The organism is Burkholderia sp. BCC1638 (assembly GCF_902833195.1).
GTDB lineage: Bacteria > Pseudomonadota > Gammaproteobacteria > Burkholderiales > Burkholderiaceae > Burkholderia > Burkholderia diffusa.
The window spans coordinates 49,258-67,819 of record NZ_CADFEC010000032.1; the positions used below are offsets into that span (position 1 = coordinate 49,258).

General features: G+C 61.6%; 16 protein-coding genes and 4 pseudogenes. 5 read left to right on the forward strand and 15 right to left on the reverse strand.

Going from position 1 to position 18,562, the window contains the following annotated elements; translation table 11 throughout:
- Nucleotides 1–6: 6 nt before the first annotated feature.
- The 5 genes from HWX22_RS26805 to HWX22_RS26825 all read right to left on the reverse strand — a co-directional run bounded on the left by HWX22_RS26805 (nt 7) and on the right by HWX22_RS26825 (nt 5,278).
- Complete coding sequence (locus HWX22_RS26805; RefSeq protein ID WP_175911512.1) at nt 7–825, reverse strand: hypothetical protein; 819 nt, start codon at nt 823–825, stop codon at nt 7–9.
- Between the two features lie 292 nt (nt 826–1,117).
- Complete coding sequence (locus HWX22_RS26810; protein WP_175911513.1) at nt 1,118–1,579, reverse strand: hypothetical protein; 462 nt, start codon at nt 1,577–1,579, stop codon at nt 1,118–1,120.
- 8 nt (nt 1,580–1,587) lie between these two features.
- Nucleotides 1,588–2,268 carry a pilus assembly protein gene (locus tag HWX22_RS26815; RefSeq protein ID WP_175911514.1) on the reverse strand — a complete coding sequence of 227 codons (681 nt, stop codon included), beginning with the start codon at nt 2,266–2,268 and terminating at the stop codon, nt 1,588–1,590.
- A gap of 30 nt (nt 2,269–2,298) precedes the next feature.
- Nucleotides 2,299–4,431 carry a TcfC E-set like domain-containing protein gene (locus HWX22_RS26820; protein WP_175911549.1) on the reverse strand — a complete coding sequence of 711 codons (2,133 nt, stop codon included), beginning with the start codon at nt 4,429–4,431 and terminating at the stop codon, nt 2,299–2,301.
- Nucleotides 4,432–4,747: 316 nt separating this feature from the next.
- A complete protein-coding gene (locus tag HWX22_RS26825; RefSeq protein ID WP_175911516.1) occupies nt 4,748–5,278 on the reverse strand; it encodes a CS1 type fimbrial major subunit in 531 nt (176 codons plus the stop codon).
- A gap of 331 nt (nt 5,279–5,609) precedes the next feature.
- Between HWX22_RS26825 and HWX22_RS32085 the strand changes: the two are divergent.
- Nucleotides 5,610–5,729 (forward strand): annotated as a pseudogene (locus HWX22_RS32085) (IS3 family transposase); the annotation flags it as partial.
- On the opposite strand, the pseudogene HWX22_RS26830 reads toward HWX22_RS32085, so the two are convergent.
- The 10 genes and pseudogenes from HWX22_RS26830 to HWX22_RS26875 form a co-directional block, all read right to left on the reverse strand.
- Nucleotides 5,713–5,925: pseudogene (locus HWX22_RS26830) on the reverse strand (transposase); the annotation flags it as partial. The pseudogenes HWX22_RS32085 and HWX22_RS26830 overlap by 17 nt on opposite strands.
- A gap of 317 nt (nt 5,926–6,242) precedes the next feature.
- Nucleotides 6,243–6,878: a thiol:disulfide interchange protein DsbA/DsbL gene (locus HWX22_RS26835; RefSeq protein ID WP_175911518.1), complete on the reverse strand. Its 636-nt coding sequence runs from the start codon at nt 6,876–6,878 to the stop codon at nt 6,243–6,245.
- 118 nt (nt 6,879–6,996) lie between these two features.
- Nucleotides 6,997–7,416: a cytochrome c gene (locus HWX22_RS26840; protein WP_236873285.1), complete on the reverse strand. Its 420-nt coding sequence runs from the start codon at nt 7,414–7,416 to the stop codon at nt 6,997–6,999.
- A gap of 17 nt (nt 7,417–7,433) precedes the next feature.
- Nucleotides 7,434–8,675, reverse strand: a complete 1,242-nt coding sequence (locus HWX22_RS26845; RefSeq protein ID WP_175911520.1) for a molybdopterin-dependent oxidoreductase — start codon at nt 8,673–8,675, stop codon at nt 7,434–7,436.
- Nucleotides 8,672–10,951, reverse strand: a complete 2,280-nt coding sequence (locus tag HWX22_RS26850; protein ID WP_175911521.1) for a cation-translocating P-type ATPase — start codon at nt 10,949–10,951, stop codon at nt 8,672–8,674. Before HWX22_RS26850 ends, HWX22_RS26845 begins: the two co-directional genes overlap by 4 nt.
- On the reverse strand, nt 10,948–11,514 hold the full coding sequence (locus HWX22_RS26855) for a cytochrome c (protein WP_175911522.1): 567 nt from the start codon (nt 11,512–11,514) through the stop codon (nt 10,948–10,950). Before HWX22_RS26855 ends, HWX22_RS26850 begins: the two co-directional genes overlap by 4 nt.
- Nucleotides 11,511–12,110, reverse strand: a complete 600-nt coding sequence (locus tag HWX22_RS26860) for a cbb3-type cytochrome c oxidase subunit II (RefSeq protein WP_175911523.1) — start codon at nt 12,108–12,110, stop codon at nt 11,511–11,513. Before HWX22_RS26860 ends, HWX22_RS26855 begins: the two co-directional genes overlap by 4 nt.
- Nucleotides 12,111–12,128: 18 nt before the next feature.
- Entirely contained in the window at nt 12,129–13,730 is a 1,602-nt protein-coding gene (locus HWX22_RS26865) for a cbb3-type cytochrome c oxidase subunit I (protein ID WP_175911524.1), read from the reverse strand.
- Between the two features lie 475 nt (nt 13,731–14,205).
- Entirely contained in the window at nt 14,206–15,204 is a 999-nt protein-coding gene (locus HWX22_RS26870) for a malate dehydrogenase (protein WP_175911525.1), read from the reverse strand.
- A gap of 80 nt (nt 15,205–15,284) precedes the next feature.
- Complete coding sequence (locus HWX22_RS26875) at nt 15,285–16,418, reverse strand: TDT family transporter (protein WP_175916723.1); 1,134 nt, start codon at nt 16,416–16,418, stop codon at nt 15,285–15,287.
- Between HWX22_RS26875 and HWX22_RS26880 the strand changes: the two genes are divergently transcribed.
- From HWX22_RS26880 to HWX22_RS26895, 4 genes and pseudogenes are all read left to right on the forward strand, one after another.
- Nucleotides 16,418–17,416 (forward strand): LysR family transcriptional regulator, encoded by a 999-nt coding sequence (locus HWX22_RS26880; protein WP_244135296.1) that lies wholly within the window; start codon nt 16,418–16,420, stop codon nt 17,414–17,416. The two genes, HWX22_RS26875 and HWX22_RS26880, sit on opposite strands and share 1 nt — an antisense overlap.
- Before the next feature lie 188 nt (nt 17,417–17,604).
- The gene (locus tag HWX22_RS26885) at nt 17,605–17,862 is read left to right on the forward strand and encodes a DUF4148 domain-containing protein (RefSeq protein ID WP_059820834.1); all 258 of its coding nucleotides are present in this window, start codon (nt 17,605–17,607) and stop codon (nt 17,860–17,862) included.
- Between the two features lie 15 nt (nt 17,863–17,877).
- Nucleotides 17,878–18,269, forward strand: a pseudogene (locus HWX22_RS26890) (DDE-type integrase/transposase/recombinase); the annotation flags it as partial.
- A gap of 176 nt (nt 18,270–18,445) precedes the next feature.
- Nucleotides 18,446–18,562: pseudogene (locus HWX22_RS26895) on the forward strand (IS5/IS1182 family transposase); the annotation flags it as partial.

Consider the following 18,562-nt stretch of genomic DNA (forward strand, 5'->3'; position numbering starts at 1 on the left):
TCGCTCCTACGGTTTGACCACTACGGTGAACGTCAGCACATCGCTGTAATCGCCCTCTTTCACCTTGGCGTCCACGGTGGTCTTGAATGTCGGCACGAAACACGTCTTGCCAGAGCTGTCGAACGGCAACGCGGCATTCGAGGCGTTTGGCAGAGACAGGGCCGATGTGCCACTGTCCAGCGTGATGTCGTACGGGATCAGCTGCGACGCATCGGCCACGTTCTTAAGCCTGTACCGGTTAGCGACGACGCCGTTGGCGTCGCTCGCGTTGATGACGAAATTCTTGCCTTTGACCTTCGGTCCGGAGTAAGTGAAGCAAAGTTGATTCGCAATCTCGGGAAACGATTTTTCCGATTCCCCCCGCGGTAACTCGCCCAGATTCCAGTCCGGTGCCGTCACGTTTACTGCGATATCCAGCGGCTGGGGTGAATTCGGGTTCACAACTGTACATGCCCCCCCGGTCTCTCCAACGCGGATATATACGGAACCGGTATTTTCATAATAACCTGGATAACCATCAGAAAAACTCTGTGCAGCCATAATTCCGATAGCCGGCCAATCCGCAATTTTGCTGTTATCCATTCGTACACTCGCTACTCCGATAAACGGTTCGGTATTGACCCAATCTTCGGATTGACCATAGCCGTAAGATCTTCCACCGGGAGGATTGTCTTGCCATCCCCAAGCAGTTACAACGCCATTCAAAAAAACGCCGCTTGGACGTTTGACCAAAACGTTTCCATTTCCGTCATAAGTATGAACGATCAATACCCTACCCACGCTGCCACTACTAGGGGCCATTTTCTTGAAATCGATCGAGACCATGAAGCTGCTCGTTCCATCTCCGTTGTCCATCCATGAACAATCGCTATATCCATTGATTAAGCTCGCGGGCACCAAAGAACTCCCGCTCGCATGCGTGCATACTAAAAAAAGGGCGCACATCGTCAATAGCTTCCATTTCGGACATTTCACTTTATCTAACAACACCTTTGGCATTCCCCTGGCACGGCGTCAGGTACCGCCATGCTGATAAATATTTGAGAAACAAGCTCAATTGTCTGCGACTCGACATCGACAACCAGACGCATACACCATCATCGCAAACTGCGAGGCGTTACCCCCCCTGACCGTTCATCTGGTAGATCACGACGCCATAGCCAACACTGACAAGCAGCGGCGCCGTCGTGCCTTCCTTTTGATCGGCTCTGACCGCGACGCGCTCGCGCGGCCGGAATGTCACCCGCCATACCTGATTCTGTCCCGGCACCGAAATCTCCTTCAGTACCATCCGATATCGCTGCCCGGGCGAGAGTACCAACCGCCGGGGCAAAACCAGTAACGCGGGCCGCTCAACCTCCTCAACCAGCATCCGCTGCTCCGGCACTTGCCCCGGGTTGATCACCAACTGCTGGGTGATGTCGAGATACAACGGCGTGTCGCCGATGTTTGTCGCCCACAGCTCGCTCGCGGGCTTGTCCGGCGCCAGCGTCAATTCGGTGCGCGATAACTTCAGAATACCCGCCGCATGACAGCCGGCGCAGCACAGCACCGCGAGCGCCGCCGGAACCCAGTTCATGCGCCTCGTCACGGACACACCAGCGTTTTTGCCACATCGTCCACACGCAACGTCATCTGCCGGGCCGGAAAATGCTGCGGCGTCCCGGGGAAGACAGCCAGGGTCTGCGCAGGCTTCGCCTTGTCATACACGACGTCGGTAAAGATCTGGCGGATATTCCCCGTGTTTTCCAGCGTCAATCCGCCGTTTTCGCAGCGATGCGTCCACGCGGATTTCTGCTTGCCCGGTGCCGGCATGTGCCGCACCAGCACGCCGTAGCCAATCGCCACCGACATGGGGGCGGTGATCTTGTCGTCCGGCGCGTTGTCGACTTTCAGCGATCTGACCGGCAGGATGTACAACCGGTAAAGCTCTTCCAGCTCCGGCTCGCCCAGCGATTTCAACACGATCGATCGCGTCTGGCCCGGGCCGAGCGTCAGCTTGTCGGGGCTCGCCAGCATGCCCGGGCGGGCGACCTCGCCCAGATTCACCTTCTTTTCCGGCGTCACACCGGGATTCGTGACCTTCTGCACGTTGATGTTCAAATAGAGCGGCGCATCGCCCATGTTCTTCACGGTCACCGTCTGTTCGTGCGCGTTGAAGACCTGCGTCGACACCGGCATGACCATCAACTCGCCTTCGGCATGGGCAAACTGGCTAGCTGCCATCACCAAGCCGAACAACAGCGAAAGCGGGGTATTACGTTTCATTGCATTTCCTCTCTGAAATTGACCGGGTCGTCATTTGCAACGGAAGTAGTTGCCGCTTTCCTCCGTCAGATCGCATGTCAGGCGTCGCCCTTCTTGCTCAACGGTGACGAGCCGCAGCATCTTCTTGCTCACGATCGAGAACAGCCCGTTCCGGTACGCCACGTCGCCCGTCTCGGCGATCCTGCCGCTGACGGGCTTGCCTCTCTCGTCCGTCAGGAAGCCGCTGTAGATCATGCTGATGTCGACGCGCGCCTTCGCCGAATAAACCTGCCCCGGATGGGCTCGAACGACGTTTGCCGGCACCTCGATGTTCATGTCCAGCTTCGCGTTGTCGCTGAACACACGTGCAAACGACACGTCGCTGTACGCGTTGAGCGGCACAGCGTATGTTCCGCCTCCCGCTACCGGGCTGCCTTCGACATTGAAGCCATACTTCATGCCGTCCATATTCGGTGTCTTGAGCAATAAAGCACTGCCGCTCGCGCTGTAACGTCCGACAGCCACGCCGTCCTTGCTCGCTGCCACCATGCCGCGATAGTTGAAGTCGGCATTGCTGCCGCCATTGCTCGTGCCGAGGTTAAGCGAAACATCGCCACGCGTACCGGACCGCGTACCGTAGAGGTTGACGCCGTAGTTGCTGCCGACCCGATTGGCCGTGACGCCAATGGTCGATGTGCCGAAGCCGTTGACGAAATCCTTGCGGACATCGCCGCTCAACTGGGTCTGCCCACCCGCATGCGCGGCGTTGAAGCTTGCCTGAACCTTGTCCAGCGTCATCGTCGTGTTGAAGTACACGCCGTAGCCGCCGTTGCCGTTCTGGTAGCCCCCCTTCTGCACGCCGAGTGCGAACATGGCCCATAAGCCGTTCGGCCGGTAGTTCCAGCGGACCTCCGCCTGATGTGAAGCACCGCCGAACCCCGACTGCTGGTAGTTGTATCCGACGATCGCCTTTCCGATGTTGCGACTGTAGGATGCGCTCGTACTCGGCTGCCCACTGTAAAAGCGCGACACATTCGTGCGTTGGTAGCGGCTCACTGTCAGACTGCCCAGTGCCTCGCTGGCCATCGAGATGTTCACGTAACCGCCGACTCCGCGCTCGCCGCTCAGCACGCCGAGCGTCGGGGTAACATCGATACCGGCGATCTGCGTCGGGCGCGTGATATTGATTTCTGCCGCCCATTTGCCGCCGTGGCCGGCCAGCATCGAAGCATTCACATAGAACTGCTTCAGGTTGCGACTCACGGCAGCTTCGAGCAAATACCCGCCGCTACCCATCTCCTTGCCCGCGGTGAAATGCCAAGCATTGCTGCCGGAGGCGCCGAAATTGAGGTTGTTGACTTCACGACGCTCGCGGCTAACCACGTTGCCGTTGCGGTCGACGAGCCGGACCTCGACCGGGTAGTAGCCGCCCGGCAAGTCGACAAAGCTGATTTCATTACGCCCGATCGATGCCGGCCGCTTCAAAATCAGGCGATCGTTGCGGTAAAACTCGTAATTACCTTCGGCTGTCGCATAAAGGATCAGCGAACCGGCGTTAGTGTTCACCTTCAGGTGTGCCTGACTGCCGATCGTCACGAAGTGGTCGAAGCTCGGCGACAGCAGCGTGCTGACGGAGCCCGACGTATAGTCGATACTGTTTTGCTTGCCTGCCCGAACATACGTGCTGGCGAAGTTCTTCTGCAAGTAATACGACGACACGCCGCGGTCGCTACCACTGTGGCCGCGCGCCGTCGTCTGGTTTGCATACCAGTTCGCATAGCCAAAGCTTTGCGATGGAAGCCCGACCCAGGTGTTGCCGTTGATATTCGCCGCGCGATAGCCGTCGGACGCGGCGCGGAGATCGATCGACTGATTGTTGACGATACCCAGATTCGTCGGCGGCGCTATGTAATCCTCGCGCGCGTCGCGGATCGAGATCGATCGTCTCATCTTGTCGACGGTCACGTGATAACCGTCTATCTCCAGGTCGCAGCCCTTGCTGCAACGCTTGTAATCCAGTTGCGAGACGACTCGCTTGAGCGTCGAGACATCTTCCGCCGATATTCCATTTTCTTGGAATTTCGCGGCGTCGAACGTCAGCACGCCATCCGCTTGCGAAAAACCAATAAAGCCCGGCAGTGTCCGCCCGTTGAACGTCGCAACGTAATTCGCCGCATCATCCATTTCGGCCGCACTGAACCCCTCAGGGATTCCATACGAAATCTTCAGATCTGCAAATGCCTGCGACGAGATGAAGAGAAACGCACCTACCCACAGCTTGTTGAGACGAAAAGGGACTTGATCGGCGTACACGCTTAATCTATGGGGGAAGAGGAGGAACGGACATAAGCGATTTTTTTCGGCTGGAGCGAATCAGGAAGCCCTGCAATGAGGGCTTCCGGTTAGCGCTTACTTCATCATTTCTGCAATTACCAGAGGTTCGAAAACCATGGCCTGAGCGCGGCGGCAGCTGCCGTTCGTGCTCAATGAGTGCTTCCCGTTAGGGCTTCGGTGCAGTTGCCAGAGGTTCGAAAACCATGACCAGATCGCCGCTGTAGCTGCCGCTCGTGCTCACGGTGCCGACTTTCGTCGGCGCCTCGACGTTGATCTTGATGTCGTGAATTTCGTCAAAGCCGCCGTTGCCCGCGACCGTCTGAGTGATCTTCTGCGCCGTGCCGAACGTGACAGCTGCGTCGCCGCTGTTGCTCGACATCGTGACCGCGGCATTCTTCATTTCGTACTTGCCGTTTGACAGTTTCAGCGGCTGGGCCAGCGAAATGTTGAAGTCCGCGTTCTTCGACCATACGCGAACCGGCAGCGTCTTCGAGAACTTCGTCTGCGTGTGGTCGTCTGCTTGCAGTTCTTCAGTGCTGTACCAGGTCGAGCCGTCGGGCTTCGACACGAAGATGCCGTCGTCGATTCGCGCGGTCAGCGTGATTTTCTTCGACACCGTATCGGCATGAGCCGTGTTTACGATGCCAAACAGTGCCGAGGTCACGCCCAGTGCCAGAACGAGTTGCTTGAGTTTCATCAGCTAATCTCTATAAAGCCGTTTAAAAAAATAAATGCCGATTTAAAATTAAGGTCGACACGCAATGCGTGGAATGCACACCCCACAGGAAAGCAATTTTCCGGATTCCCAACTCCTCTTAAATAAGACAAGTCAGAAAATATTATTGGAATAGATATGACAAGTAAGAGCGAAAAAGGCGTTCTTCCGGAAATTTTCGCGGTGATTGATAGATTAATTTAACAATTCATCGAGCCCCAAAAAAATTCCCCGGAGTCGAACGGGAGGCTTCCCGCGAGCGTTACATGCGCAGAGACGAGACAAAACGAGACGTGAGGATGATGCGACGAGCCATTACGGATTGACGATGAGGCGGCCCTGTCGGCTTGTAATGCGACTGCGCAGCGTTCAGTACTACAGAAGCGTCAAGGAACCTCGTCCGAAGCTTCGGTCGTGTATGCGCGAGATCGCCTATGGCCAGGCTGGAGCACGTTCCATTCGCCGTCGACCTTCATGCCCGAACTGTCGCCCGCCAGATGGATCGGGTCGCTGTCGTGAACGATCGGCAGTTGGATCTCGAGTGTTTGCGCGCGAAGGCACAGCGCCGTGTAGCTTGGTACCGGCAGGGAAGCCAAAGCCAGATCGCGCAGGCTTTGCGCGAAGCCTTGCCATCGGGGGCCTGCAGGGTGTTCTCGGAAAAAAGTGAGTTCGCCCACACCGCGCCGGGAAGCCGTGCAGCAGGTGATTGAACAGCGCGACTATTCGGAGCGCCGGACGTGCGCGCGCTCATTGAGCTCAATCGCCGGACGTTCCGACGGCCGGCGCCGTCTGTCGCCGACCACGAACTGCGGCAACGGCTGCGCGAGATGGCGCAGCAGCGGACATGGCTTGGTTCCCCCGCGGCATCTCTTACTACTTCGAGAGGACCTGCCCAGCACCACAAACGCACGGAATGTGCTGTATCGTGCAGTTCGTGTACGAACCATTATCTGTCACGTTGATGCTCGTTCATTTGATCGGCAACGATGCGATCAAGCGCATCGACTGTCTCGGCCGGCCCGGTGCCCATCGTGGGGCTGTACTTCCCCTGTACAACCAACATCGGCACCGCGCGCACGCGGTACGCTTCCCACATTTGCCGGTCCGCCTGAAGCGCACGTTGCGTCGCCGGCGAATCGACCATTACGGCGAAGCGCTGCGGATCGACGCCGTGTGCGGAAACGAACGCCATTTGTTGTTCCGTGGTCAGCAAGCGGTTGCTACCCCCGTGAATCGCATCGAACGCGGCCGGAATCAACGCCTCCTGGTGCAACGCAACCAGCGCGTGATAGAGCTTCGCATACGGGAGCAATTGCGGAACTGGCGCGACCGGCACACGTCGGAACACGATCCTGTCGCCCTGCTTTTCCCGCCAGGTCGCGAGGGTCGGTTCGAGCAACCGGCAGTACCGGCAGCCGAAATGAAAGAATTCGACGACTTCGACCTTGCCGGCCGGCACGCTGACCGGTACCGGCGTATCGAGCGTCCGAACACCCGCCTGCGCCGCCTGCACATCGAGACCGCCCTGAAGTACAACGACTAGCGCCGTGATCAACGCGGCCCGCACCCACTCTTTCTTCATCGTGTTTCCCTTGTGCCGGCAACCGGCGCGAAACGTGTTGGAAACTCCCGCCGCACCGATGCCGGATTTCTATTTACGGGGCGCCGCGGCAACGCGCGGCACTTCTTCGTCGGTGCACTCAACTCCCCTGCATATCCACAACCGACGGCCCCTTCCCCGCTTCCTTGCGCCCGTTGATGCTGTACAAGTACTTCGCGAGCGCATCGACCTGCTCGGCTGGCAGCGGCGCGCCGTACGACAGCCGCATCTTGTTGCTGATCGTGGCCCACTCCTTTTCGGTCAAAGGCGGCTGGCGCGTCACCATGCCCGTCGAGTGACAAATCAGACATTGCGCGTTCGCGATCTCCGATCCCTGCCCCGGCGGAAACCGCTCGGCGCTGACCGGCAACACCGCATCTACCGACGGAATCTTCACGACCCGCTCTGGATGCCGCCGCCAGTCGAAGCCCCCTTCTGGCATCCATGCCGCCGCCATCGTCACACCAATGACGACCGGAATGCCCCACATCAAAGCCAGACGAAACGCTTGACGATTCATGCTCTGATCTCCCGCGATCAAACGACTTGCAGCGCAACGGATTCGACGCCGTTGCGCATGAAACCCGAACCGTTCCAGTTCGACTGCATCGGCTGGGCGAGCCCCGCCACATTGGTGGCACGCACCATCAGCACCAGCGGCCCCGCCGCGGGCGGCGTGAAGCTGAAGGACCAGCGCCGGAAGCTGTATTGCCCGTAGTCGCGGTCAAGCCGGGCATCGATCCATGTGTGCCCGCCGTCCGCGGAGATCCGCACTTTCGCGACACCGCAGTCACCGCCGAACGCGAACCCGCGCACCTCGACATGCTCGTTGCGCCTCAGTACATCGCCGTCCTTCACATTCGTGATGAACGAGCGCGGCACCATCTTGTTGATCGGAATCATCTTCATGCCGGTCTGGCCCGGCTTCACGTTCGCCCCCGGTGTATCGGGAATCAGGTACGCACTCTTGCTCCAGTAGTTGTCGTCGGGTTCGTCGAGTACTTCGAGATCGCAGAGCATCTTGATCCAGTACGTCGCATACCACCCTGGCACGATCATGCGGATCGGGAAGCCGTTCAGCAGCGGCAGCGGTTCGCCGTTCATCAGATACGCGATGATCACCTCGCCGTCGAGCGCGTGATCGATCGCCAGTGATTTCTTGAAGTACGGCGTCTGCGGCGCGGCCGGCGATTCCAGCCCGTGCATGCGCACTTGCACCGCGCCGGCCCGCACGCCCACGCGGTCGAGCACATCCTTGAGCCTCACGCCGGTCCAGCGCGCGTTCCCCATCGCGCCGTGGCCCCATTGCGCACCCGGCACGCGCGGCGTGTAAAAGCCCCGCGAATTACCCGAACACTGGTTCACGGCCGCCACCTCGACCGGTTCGAAATCGTGAATCAAGTCGTCCAGCGTAAGAGCCACGGGTTGCCTCACATGGCCACGCACGTTCAGGCGAAACTTCGCGACATCGATGCTCGACGGAATGTTCGCCATATGCCAGCGCACGTAGAACTTGTCGTTCGGCGTGAACAGATGGCGGTCGAACACGTCGAACGGTGTTTCGAGCAGCGGCGGCCGCGTGCGCTGCAGGATCACGTCATGCTTTTGCGGAAAACTGTTCGTGATCTCGCGACGGCCATTGCCGAACGGCAGCTCGATAGCCTTCTCGACCGCGCCCCACGCATCGGCACCCGCCAGCCCAGCCAGGCCGAGCCCGAACGTCCGCTCGAGGAACTTGCGGCGGCCCGTAGCGGAAAATTGCGACGTCTTCTTGTTCATTGAGTGCAATCCTGTTTCGAATGAAATTCCAGTGAAGTGCCTGATGGCCTGGCCTTGCGTTCCAGTCGGCGCGCCGGTAGGGTGTTCAACCGGCACGCGTTAAGCGTGACGGACACCGAACTGAAAACCATCGCCGCTGCGGCAAGCGCGGGAGATGCATAGCCGCAGATCGCGACAGGCAATGCAATCAGGTTGTACGTTGCGGCCCAGCCGAGGTTCTGACGCATCACGCGCGCGATGCGCCGGCCGATCGCGATCGCATCGGCCACCTGCCCGACATCGCCACGCGACAGCACGACGGCTGCGGCGGCCGACGACGACGCGCACGCGCTCTGGACGGCGATCCCGTAATCAGCTGCCGCGAGCGCGGGTCCGTCGTTGAGCCCATCTCCGACGAACGCGACAACCCGATGCGCGCGCTGCGCGCTCGCGACGATCTCCGCCTTGCCCTCGGGGCTGACATCCGCCCTCACGCAGGAGCGCGGGAGCCCGACGGCGTCGGCCACCGTGATCGCCGGCCCGGCACGATCGCCAGTCAGCATGCCAAGCTCGATGCCGCGCGCGCGCAGTTCGGCGATCGCCGCCGACGCATCGGCACGCGGTGTGTCGGCCATCAGCACATGTCCGAGCAGGCGGCCGTTGCGCGCGACGAACGCTACCGTACCCTCGTCGCCCGGCTGGTCCGACGCCGCGATCCCCTCGCGAGCGAGCAGCGCGCCGGATCCGACGACAATGCGCGTACCGTCGGGTCCACGCCACACCACACCCAGGCCGGGAACGGCTTCACTTTCGCCCGCGCAGGCGTTGATGTCTTGCACGCAGTATTGGCGCAGCGCACGGGCAAGCGGATGCTCGCTTCCCTGCTCGGCTGTCGCGGCCGCGATCAGCACCGCCGTCTCGCACGAATCGGGTTCGGCATGCACGCGCACGATGCGCGGCTCGCCGAGAGTCAGCGTCCCGGTCTTATCGAAGAACACGGCATCGATCCGGCCCGCGCGCTCGATCGCTTCGACATCCTGAAACAGGATTCCGGCGCGCGCGGCTCGCCCCGCACCGACCATCAGAGCTAATGGCGTTGCGAGGCCGAGCGCGCACGGGCAGGTGATGACCAACACGGCAATCGCATGTTCGAGCGCCGCGCCCCACCCGGCACCCGACCCCACGCCGTAAGCGCAGGTGGCAGCCGCCACCATGAAAATGAACGGCACGAACCGCCGCGTAAACCGCTCCGCGAGCGCGTCCGTCGCGGTCTTGCGCGCGAGCATGCGCCGCAGCGTGCGTGCGATCGCATCGGCGCGGCGTTCGCCAACGGCCGATGTGACCCGCACCGTCAGACTGCCGGTACCGTTCAGCACACCCGCCTCGACTCCGTCGCCGGCACTCACGGCCACCGGCGACGACTCGCCCGTCAGCAGCGCGCGATCGAGCGTCGACGTGCCGCTCTCGATCTGGCCGTCGAGCGCCGCTCGCTCACCGGGACGCAGCACGAACCGCTGCCCAACCACCGCGCGCTTCGCGAGCCGCTCGTGCCGGCTGCCGTCCGCATCGATCATCAATACGGTTTCGGCCGGCAGCGCCAGCAACGCCTGCATCGCGTCGGACGCCCGCGCGCGAATCGTGTGCTCGATCAGCCGCCCAGCCAGCAACAGCGTGACGATCATGGCCGACGAATCGAAGAACACGTCCGCGCTGCCGGACAGCAATCGCCAGACCGACAGCCCGAATGCGATGGTCGCACCACAGGCGACCAGCACGTCCATTCCCGGCGCGCCCGCGCGCAACGTGCGCCACGCCGCGCGCAGGAACGGCCAGCCGCTGAACGCCAGGATCGGCAGCGTGGTCACGCCAGCGAACCACGCGAGCCCCAGTCGGATCGATTCGGGAATGGTGTGATGCGTGTCGAAATAGAGCGTCCACTGCGCCGGCATCGCCCACATCCCGAACACGACGGCCACGATGAGCCGCAGCCGTACGCGGGCGGCCTCACGGGCGAGATGCGCGCGCCGGTCGCGCGTCGTGCCTTCGAGTGTTGCCGTGTAGCCGAGACGTGTGACGGCGTCGAGCAGCACCTCGAGCGTGGTTTGCGTCGCATCCCACTGCACGTGCGCGGCCTCGGCCGCGAAACTCACGCGCGCCTCAAGCACACCAGGCTGCCGGGCCAGCACCCGCTCGACGGCGTTCGCGCAACTCGGACACCACATGCCGCGCACATCGACCACCGCGCTGCCGCCGGTGTACGCTGCGACGTCGCGTTGCGGCGCGCTGGCGGATGTCATTCCCGGCTCCCCAGTTCCGCGCCGCCGCTCCACGGCTTCGTCCGCCCCTTCAACTGCTCGCGCTCGGCCTTGAGCATGGGCGCGTCGAGCGGCGGCTTCGCGTCGTTCCCGAACTCCGTGCGGATGTGATTGGCGACGGCCACCAACTCGGCGTCCGACAGCGTGGCCCCGAATGCCGGCATCGAGCCGTTGTATTGACTACCTTTCACGCCGATCGGGCCGTCGATTCCCAGCAACAGGATGCGTGCGACCATGTCCGGTTTGCCGTTGACCCACTCGGACCCGGCCAGCGGCGGAAACGCGCCGGCTACGCCTTTGCCGTCGGCCTGGTGGCAGGCCGCGCAATGCGCGGTATACAGCACGCCGCCGTCGATCACCTGCGGCAGGTTGCCGGACGCCAGCGACTGATCGGGCTCCCGCCCCGAGCCGTGATAAAGCGTGAAGCTGCCCCAGGCCGTGAGGCAAGCAATAATGCCGACGAACAGCCAGGGCACCGGCCGCACGCCCTCGGTCGGCTCAGCCTTCTCGCGCCGGGCCGCTTCGTTGTCGCGTTCGATGCTCATTTTGCGCTGCCCTCCTGTGCGGCTTTTTCTACCGGGTAGGTGTGGTTCAGCCCGACCAGGTAGTCGACGAGGTCGAGCGCTTCCTGCGTCGCTACCACCTGCCCATGCACGGGCGAAAACGACGGAGGCAGCTTCACCACCGTGTCGCCCGCGGCCGGCGTATCGACGATCTTGAACAGATACGGAAAGGCCGGCATCACACTGCCCGGCGTCACCGCGCGCGGTTGGTACAGGTGGGCGAGATGCCAGTCGGCGCTCGGCTGACGCGCACCGATGTTGAACAGGTCCGGCCCGGTACGCGACGTGCCGAGCTGGTGCGGATAGTCGTACACGTAGTCGCTCGGCACCGCCGCGCGGCCCCAACCACGCAGTGCATCCGGGCCCATCGCCGCCGGTCGCGGCTGCTGGGAGTGGCAGGTCGCGCAGCCCAGCGACACGTAAGTCGCGCGCCCGCGCAGTTGTGCGAGCGTATAGGGGCTCAGCTTTTCAGGTGCTTTCTCGCGTTCGAGTTCGCGATACGGCATCGCGATCAGCACCACCATCGAGAGCGCGATAAGGATCAGCGACCCGATGATGACGGTCATGATTCGTTTCATGTGATGTCTCGTCGATGATTAGGCCTCGGCCGTGACGGCCGCAACTGCCTGACGGTCCGTACGCATCGTCAGAAGTTTGCAGAAGTGATACGCGAACACGCAGTGCCCGAGGGTCATCAGCGTGCCGCCAACCGTGCGCGCCGCAAGATACGGCAGAGTGACGGTCACGGACGCCATGAACGGCTGTTTCGGGTCGAGCATCGCCAAGCCTTGCAGCACGCCACCGATGGTCAGTGACACGAAGTAGATGCCGATGCCCGCGACGACCAGCCAGAAGTGCCACGCGATCAGCTTCGGAAACGGCCATTCGCGCCCGGCCACGCGTGGCATCAGGAAGTAGATGGCGCCGAACATGATCAGCGAATAGAAGCCGTACACGCCCAGATGCGCATGCCCGATCGTGTACTGCGTGAAATGGACCACGCGGTTGAACGATCGCACCGCTTCGAGCGAACCCTGCATCGACACCAGTGTGTAAAGCGCGGAGCCGAGTGCGACGAAGCGCAATGAATACGATTGCCTCAGAATCTCGCCATGCCCCTTGAGCGTCATCATGTGATTGATCGCCACCGCAATCACCGGCACGATCATCATCACGCTCTGCACGATCGACACCGTTACGACCCATTCAGGCACCGGGCCGCCGATCAGGTGGTGCACGCCGGCCTGGCTGTAGAACATGGCCAGTGCCCAAAAGCCGATCAGCGACAGGTTGTACGAGTAGATCGGGCGGCCGACGATCTTCGCGATCAGGTAGTAGGCGGTACCAAGGCCGAGCGGCGTGAGCCACAGGCCGAGCACGTTGTGCGCGAACCACCAGTTGACGATCGCCGATTCGACGCCGAAGTGCACATGCGGCACTTTCGCGACCACATACAGAATCGGGAACCACAGCAGCGCGGCGGCGAGATACCATACCGACACGTACAGGTGATCAACCTTGCGATGCCGCAGGGTCAGCAGCAGCGGCACGGCCGCCAGCGCACCCGCGATCGCGAGCAAGATGCCGATCTGCCAGGGAATCTCGAGCCATTCGAGTCCATCGCTCCAGCCGAACAGAATCGCAGCACAGCCCATCGCGACGCCGAGGTTCCACAGAACCGCGCCGACAATCGCGAAGCGCGCACCGACCAGTTGCGTCTTCAACAAGCGAGGCAGCAGCCACAACGCAACGCCGATGCCCGCCATCGATGCCCATCCGTAAGTCACGATGTTCAGGTGCACGATGCGCGTGCGGCCGAACGTCACCAATGGCGAGCCCGACAGCCAGTCGGGCACCTGGAAGTTCAGCGATGCAAGCAGGCCGAACAGCGAACCAAGCAGCAGCCAGCCCACCGACGATGCGATGAAGGCCAGCGCCGCCGCACTGCTCGACCGGTCAGCCAGCACGCGATCGCGCAGTTCAGCGGGGTCGGGCTGCGAACCAGCGGCGCCGCCGCCTTCCGGCGAAACGCCCGCGAACGGCTCCGCATGGCCGATCTCGCCTTCGGCGAAGATCACCGTGGCGGCCGACTGCCCCATTTTCAGCAAACCGCTCGATTGCGCCCAGATAAAGACGAACAGTCCGAGCACCGTGATGATGAACGACAGGCTGAGCAGCACGCCCAGTGTGAAATTCATGAGTTCTCCCTTGTTGCGTTGAAGCTAGATCGACGCGCCGACTACGCAGGCCGCACGACTCGTCGAAACGAAAGCGGGTTCAGCTCGTGCGCCCCTGGCAACAGATCGGCATGACGATCGGGAGATCGTTCGACGCCTTCCCGAACGTCAGGAAAAACGGGGCATTCGCCGCGTGCGCGTTCACCGCCAACGCGCAAGTGACAGCGACGGTCGCCGACAGTGCGCCTGCCACAATTCGGCGCCGGAATCCGTCTCGCGTTAGGGTTCGGTTCATTGCTTCGCTAACCTGAATCTGATTCGACATGACTGCTCCATTGGAAGGACAGGCGATGTTCGCCTATCGGCACAAAGAGATAAATTTGAAAAGTCAGAAAGTTCGCAAAATTCTTCTGACCAGCGTCACAAATGCCCTTAATGGCACTTGGCCGTGGATCGGCATATCCGGGCCAGTCCGTCGACGTCCCGACACCTGCCGTCAACACTCGGCGAACAACGCATCGACGGTGGCCGCCTCATCCTGCAGTTCATGCACCGAGCGGTCGATGCATTGCCGCGCGAATGCATCGATATGAATGCCCTCGACTCGCTCGTAGCGGCCGTCGTGACAAATCACAGGCACGCCGAATATCAGCCCCCGCGGAATGCCGTAGCTACCATCGGACGGCACGCTCATCGACACCCAGCGGCCGTCGCTGCCGCGGATCCAGTCGCGCATCTGGTCGATCGCCGCATTCGCGGCCGACGCCGCAGACGATGCGCCGCGCGCTTGGATCAGGGTCGTTCCGCGCGCCGCCACTTCCGGGATGAAGGTCTCGCGGTACCAGTTCTCGTCGTTGACCAAGTCCTTGATCAGGTAGCGGCCGACTCGCGCATACCGATAATCGGGAAACATCGTCGGCGAATGGTTGCCCCACACGATCATGTTGCCGATCACATTGACCGCGATCGCGCAGCGCTGGGCCAGCATCGATACCGCGCGGTTGTGATCGAGCCGGATCATTGCCGTGATCGCATCCTCGGGCAGATCGGGCGCAAAGCGGCGCGCGATGGCCGCATTGGTGTTCGCCGGGTTGCCGACGACCAGCACCTTGACGTTGCGGCTGGCTGACGCATTGAGCGCCTTGCCTTGCGTGCGAAAGATCGCCGCGTTCTCTGCCAGCAGATCGCGGCGCTCCATGCCTCGCCCGCGCGGCTTCGAACCGATCAGGAACGCGCAATCGGCGTCGCGAAACGCGACGGTCGGGTCGGTCGTCACTTCCACCCGGCGCAGGAGTGGAAACGCGCAATCCTGCAGTTCCATCACGACGCCCTGCATCGCGCCATAGGCCTGCGGCAGGTCGAGCAGTTGCAGGATGACCGGCTGGTCGTTGCCGAACAGGTCGCCTCGCGCGATCCGGAACAGCAGCGAATAGGCGATCTGTCCAGCGGCGCCCGTCACGGCAATACGCTTTACATCCGGCTTTACTGCATCCATTTTGATATCCTCAATATATTTTCTGGATTAGAGATGGGGACCGCGTGATCAGTGTCCCTATCAGGTTGTCAGCTCAAAATTCAGCTATTCGACGCGAGGCAAGGTGCATGGAACAGCCGGCCTTGCATCACACCGCGCAGGGTGCGAGTCGCGACCACGCTCCAGAAACAAAACAGCATCAGCGCGAAGGCAGTACCCAGCACGGCGAACACCATCATGTCGGTGGCGCGATACAAACCGATCGTGGCTGCGGTGTACACACCAAGCGGGAACGTGAAACCCCACCAGCCGAGATTGAACTGCATCCCTTCCTTGCGATAGCGCAGCGTGAACAGCACGGCAATTACGAACCACCAGATGCCTGCGCTCCAGAGCAGCAGCGCGCATGCCATGCCGAGTTCGTTTGCGAGCGCGGCAAGCGGCGCGAACGAACTGCCGTCGAACGCCGCCGGCGCCACCCGGCCGAGACCGAGAATGCCGAGCGCTCCTGTTCCGATCGGCCCCAACGTGAGCCAGCTCGACGGTGCGAGGTCGCGATGCGGCAGCTTGTGGATGACCAGTCGGAAGAACACAAGCGTGAGCACCGCGAACGCCATGGCTAGCGAGACGGCCCAGAGTGTGTAGCTGACGCCGATCACCGCTCGTGCGCCGTCGATCGACAAGTGCGGCGCGATCACCGCGCCGCTCGATGCGGTCACTTCCGGGCCGACGAGCGGCAGCAACAACACGGCGCTGACGCGCTCGAATGCATGATTCTGCTCGGTGAACATCAGATACGGCACCGCAATGGCCACCACGACGGCGAGCAGCGCATCGATCCACCAGAGCACCTGCGCGACCGAATGGGCCACCGGCCCGATCGCCGGCGCCGCGAACAGCACGAAGCCGTTGATGATAGGTACGAGGCCCATCGGAATGGCGCCGAGGAACATCGACTGCAGCGGGTGCCGCAGCATCGGCCAGATTGTGTCGGGATACCGGATCGCACGCGTCAGCAGCATTGCGGCGAATACGGCATACAGCACGACATCCGCGCACCATAGCGCGGCCGCGATGCCCTGCTGGCTCGGAAAGCGAAACGGCAGCGTAGCGAGTACCAATGCGACGATGCCGTTGCCCATGGTCACCGCGAACCAGTTCGGCGTGAACTGCCGAATCTTGTACGCGAGAAAACCGGTAGATACGGTGCCCGTGTTTGCATTTGAATTGAACATTGCGATCTCCATCGACGACCCATGGCCACTACGATAGCGATGCGCTTGACATATTAAAAATACATATAGATGATAATATCCATACATTTTTTATATACATCAGAATGAACTTTACCCATCTGGCGGCCTTCCTCGCCGTGGTCGAGGCGGGTAGCGTAACCGGCGCATCCGCGCGCTTGCACGTCAGTCAGCCAGCGCTGACCCGCGAAATCCGCGAGCTCGAGGAACGCCTGGGCGTCACGCTGTTCGACCGGCGCCCGCGCGGCATGAGCCCGACCGAGGCGGGGCAACTGCTGGCCGACTATGCAGTGCGAATCTTTTCGCTGTCGGACGAAGCCGAGGCGATGCTCGATGAATTCTCGGGCCTCGTGCGCGGTAGCCTGAAGCTAGCGGCCAGCCGCACGATCGGCAGCTATCTGCTGCCGTCCGTGCTGCATGCGTTCGGCGAGCAATACCGGAATGTATCGATCGACGTGGCGGAGATGAATACGGAGCAGGTCGAGGCCGCGGTACTGGCCTACGATCGCCAGCTCGGTTTCGTCGAAGGCCCGTATGACACGACTTCGTTCGACTCGGCACGGTTCGGCCAGGACCCGCTCATCCCCGTCGCCGCGCCGTCCCATCCGCTCGCGCGCAAGCGCAAGATCCGGATCGACGACATCGCGCGCCACGACGTGCTGTCGCGCGAGCCCGGCTCCGGCACACGAAATGCCGTCGAAGCGGCGTTCGCCGCATGCGGGCTGGCCTTTTCGCCACGCCTGTCGGTCGGTAGCGCCGAAGCGATGAACCGGCTGCTGGTGCGCGGCACCGCGATTGCATGGGTCTCGCGCATGACGATCGAATCGGAACTGACGACGGGTTTGCTCGTGCGCCTGCCAGTCGAGGGGCTGATTATCGAACGCGACCTGACGATCATCTGGCGAAAAGACAGCACGTTGAGCCCGAGCGCACGGCGATTCCGCGATATGCTGATCGACCACTGCGCGCCGGCAACCTGATCGTGTCGCGCCGTGGCGGGCACGAAACCGCGCGACGGTTCCGTGATGCCCGCGCCATGCCTCGAAGTTATGGCTGGTGTTTGGAACATGTATTTTTCATGATGGATCGCCACCCCTAGACTTCAGTCCATGCAGACAGTGAATCGCACTACTGACTGTATGAATCGAAACAAGGAAAGGGCAACATCATGAACAAAAGCATCCGTCACATTTCTTACGTCCTCTCGGCACTCACGCTGGCTGCCTCCACCACGGCCGCGTTTGCTACTCCTTCTCCGGGAACGACTTCGCCGGCCGACCACTCTGCTCCACCTGTTATTCAGCAGAATGCGACGCCTGAAGCCCAGCATGCGCTGACGCGCCGCGAAGTGATCGACGAGTTGATCAAGGCCGAGCAGGACGGTACGCTGCAACGCCTGAACGATACGGTTTACCACGGCTCGTAACGCCAGGCCAAGCGGCTGTGGCAAAGGCGTCGAGACAGATCCGCGGCAAAACGCCCCTTCAAGCGCGTGCTGTCGGCAAATGCCCCGACGCCCAAGAAGATCGTTACCGATCAGCTGCGCAGCTACCCCGTGGCAAAGGCAGACGTCGAAGAGTTGGCGAACATGCCTTAGTCAAGGCTGCGGCGCGCGTGAACAACCTGACGGAGAATAGTCATCAGCTCACGCGAACGCAAGCGCCGCAGGCGCGGCTTCCGTTTGCCCGATCGCACGCAGACTTTTCTGTCTTGCTTCGATCCGATCCGTCAGCATTTCGCGCTCAAGCGACAATTGCTGCGCGCCTCGCGGGCCGCTTCGACGCTTGGCGCCTGCGTACCGGTCATGCCCAAAATTCGACTATTGCTTTCTGACGGATTGGCACGCGTGGCCGCCACGCAGCGTCGAATCGGTAACGTGACAAGCCCCATCGACTCCTGTTGAAGGTCGTAGATTCTGCTAGGGAAACACTGATTTATCCGGCTCTGTGGTCATCGCTGACGCAGCCGAGGACGTTGTAGAAGATAGTTCACGGAACGGGTCCACGACGATGAAACGGCAAATGAGCTTTGCGGAAGCGGAAAGCACGGGCAAGAAGCGCATGACTCGGCGCCAGCGTTTCCTGGAAGAGATGGAGAAGCTCGTGCCGTGGTCGCGATTGCTGACG

Bases quoted from the DNA above. Each gene is read 5' to 3' on its own strand.
- HWX22_RS26805 (WP_175911512.1), bottom strand. From the start codon at position 825: ATGGTCTCGATCGATTTCAAGAAAATGGCCCCTAGTAGTGGCAGCGTG.
- HWX22_RS26810 (WP_175911513.1), bottom strand. From the start codon at position 1,579: ATGAACTGGGTTCCGGCGGCGCTCGCGGTGCTGTGCTGCGCCGGCTGT.
- HWX22_RS26815 (WP_175911514.1), bottom strand. From the start codon at position 2,268: ATGAAACGTAATACCCCGCTTTCGCTGTTGTTCGGCTTGGTGATGGCA.
- HWX22_RS26820 (WP_175911549.1), bottom strand. From the start codon at position 4,431: ATGGATGATGCGGCGAATTACGTTGCGACGTTCAACGGGCGGACACTG.
- HWX22_RS26825 (WP_175911516.1), bottom strand. From the start codon at position 5,278: ATGAAACTCAAGCAACTCGTTCTGGCACTGGGCGTGACCTCGGCACTG.
- HWX22_RS26835 (WP_175911518.1), bottom strand. From the start codon at position 6,878: ATGAAGAAAGAGTGGGTGCGGGCCGCGTTGATCACGGCGCTAGTCGTT.
- HWX22_RS26840 (WP_236873285.1), bottom strand. From the start codon at position 7,416: ATGAATCGTCAAGCGTTTCGTCTGGCTTTGATGTGGGGCATTCCGGTC.
- HWX22_RS26845 (WP_175911520.1), bottom strand. From the start codon at position 8,675: ATGAACAAGAAGACGTCGCAATTTTCCGCTACGGGCCGCCGCAAGTTC.
- HWX22_RS26850 (WP_175911521.1), bottom strand. From the start codon at position 10,951: ATGACATCCGCCAGCGCGCCGCAACGCGACGTCGCAGCGTACACCGGC.
- HWX22_RS26855 (WP_175911522.1), bottom strand. From the start codon at position 11,514: ATGAGCATCGAACGCGACAACGAAGCGGCCCGGCGCGAGAAGGCTGAG.
- HWX22_RS26860 (WP_175911523.1), bottom strand. From the start codon at position 12,110: ATGAAACGAATCATGACCGTCATCATCGGGTCGCTGATCCTTATCGCG.
- HWX22_RS26865 (WP_175911524.1), bottom strand. From the start codon at position 13,730: ATGAATTTCACACTGGGCGTGCTGCTCAGCCTGTCGTTCATCATCACG.
- HWX22_RS26870 (WP_175911525.1), bottom strand. From the start codon at position 15,204: ATGGATGCAGTAAAGCCGGATGTAAAGCGTATTGCCGTGACGGGCGCC.
- HWX22_RS26875 (WP_175916723.1), bottom strand. From the start codon at position 16,418: ATGTTCAATTCAAATGCAAACACGGGCACCGTATCTACCGGTTTTCTC.
- HWX22_RS26885 (WP_059820834.1), top strand. From the start codon at position 17,605: ATGAACAAAAGCATCCGTCACATTTCTTACGTCCTCTCGGCACTCACG.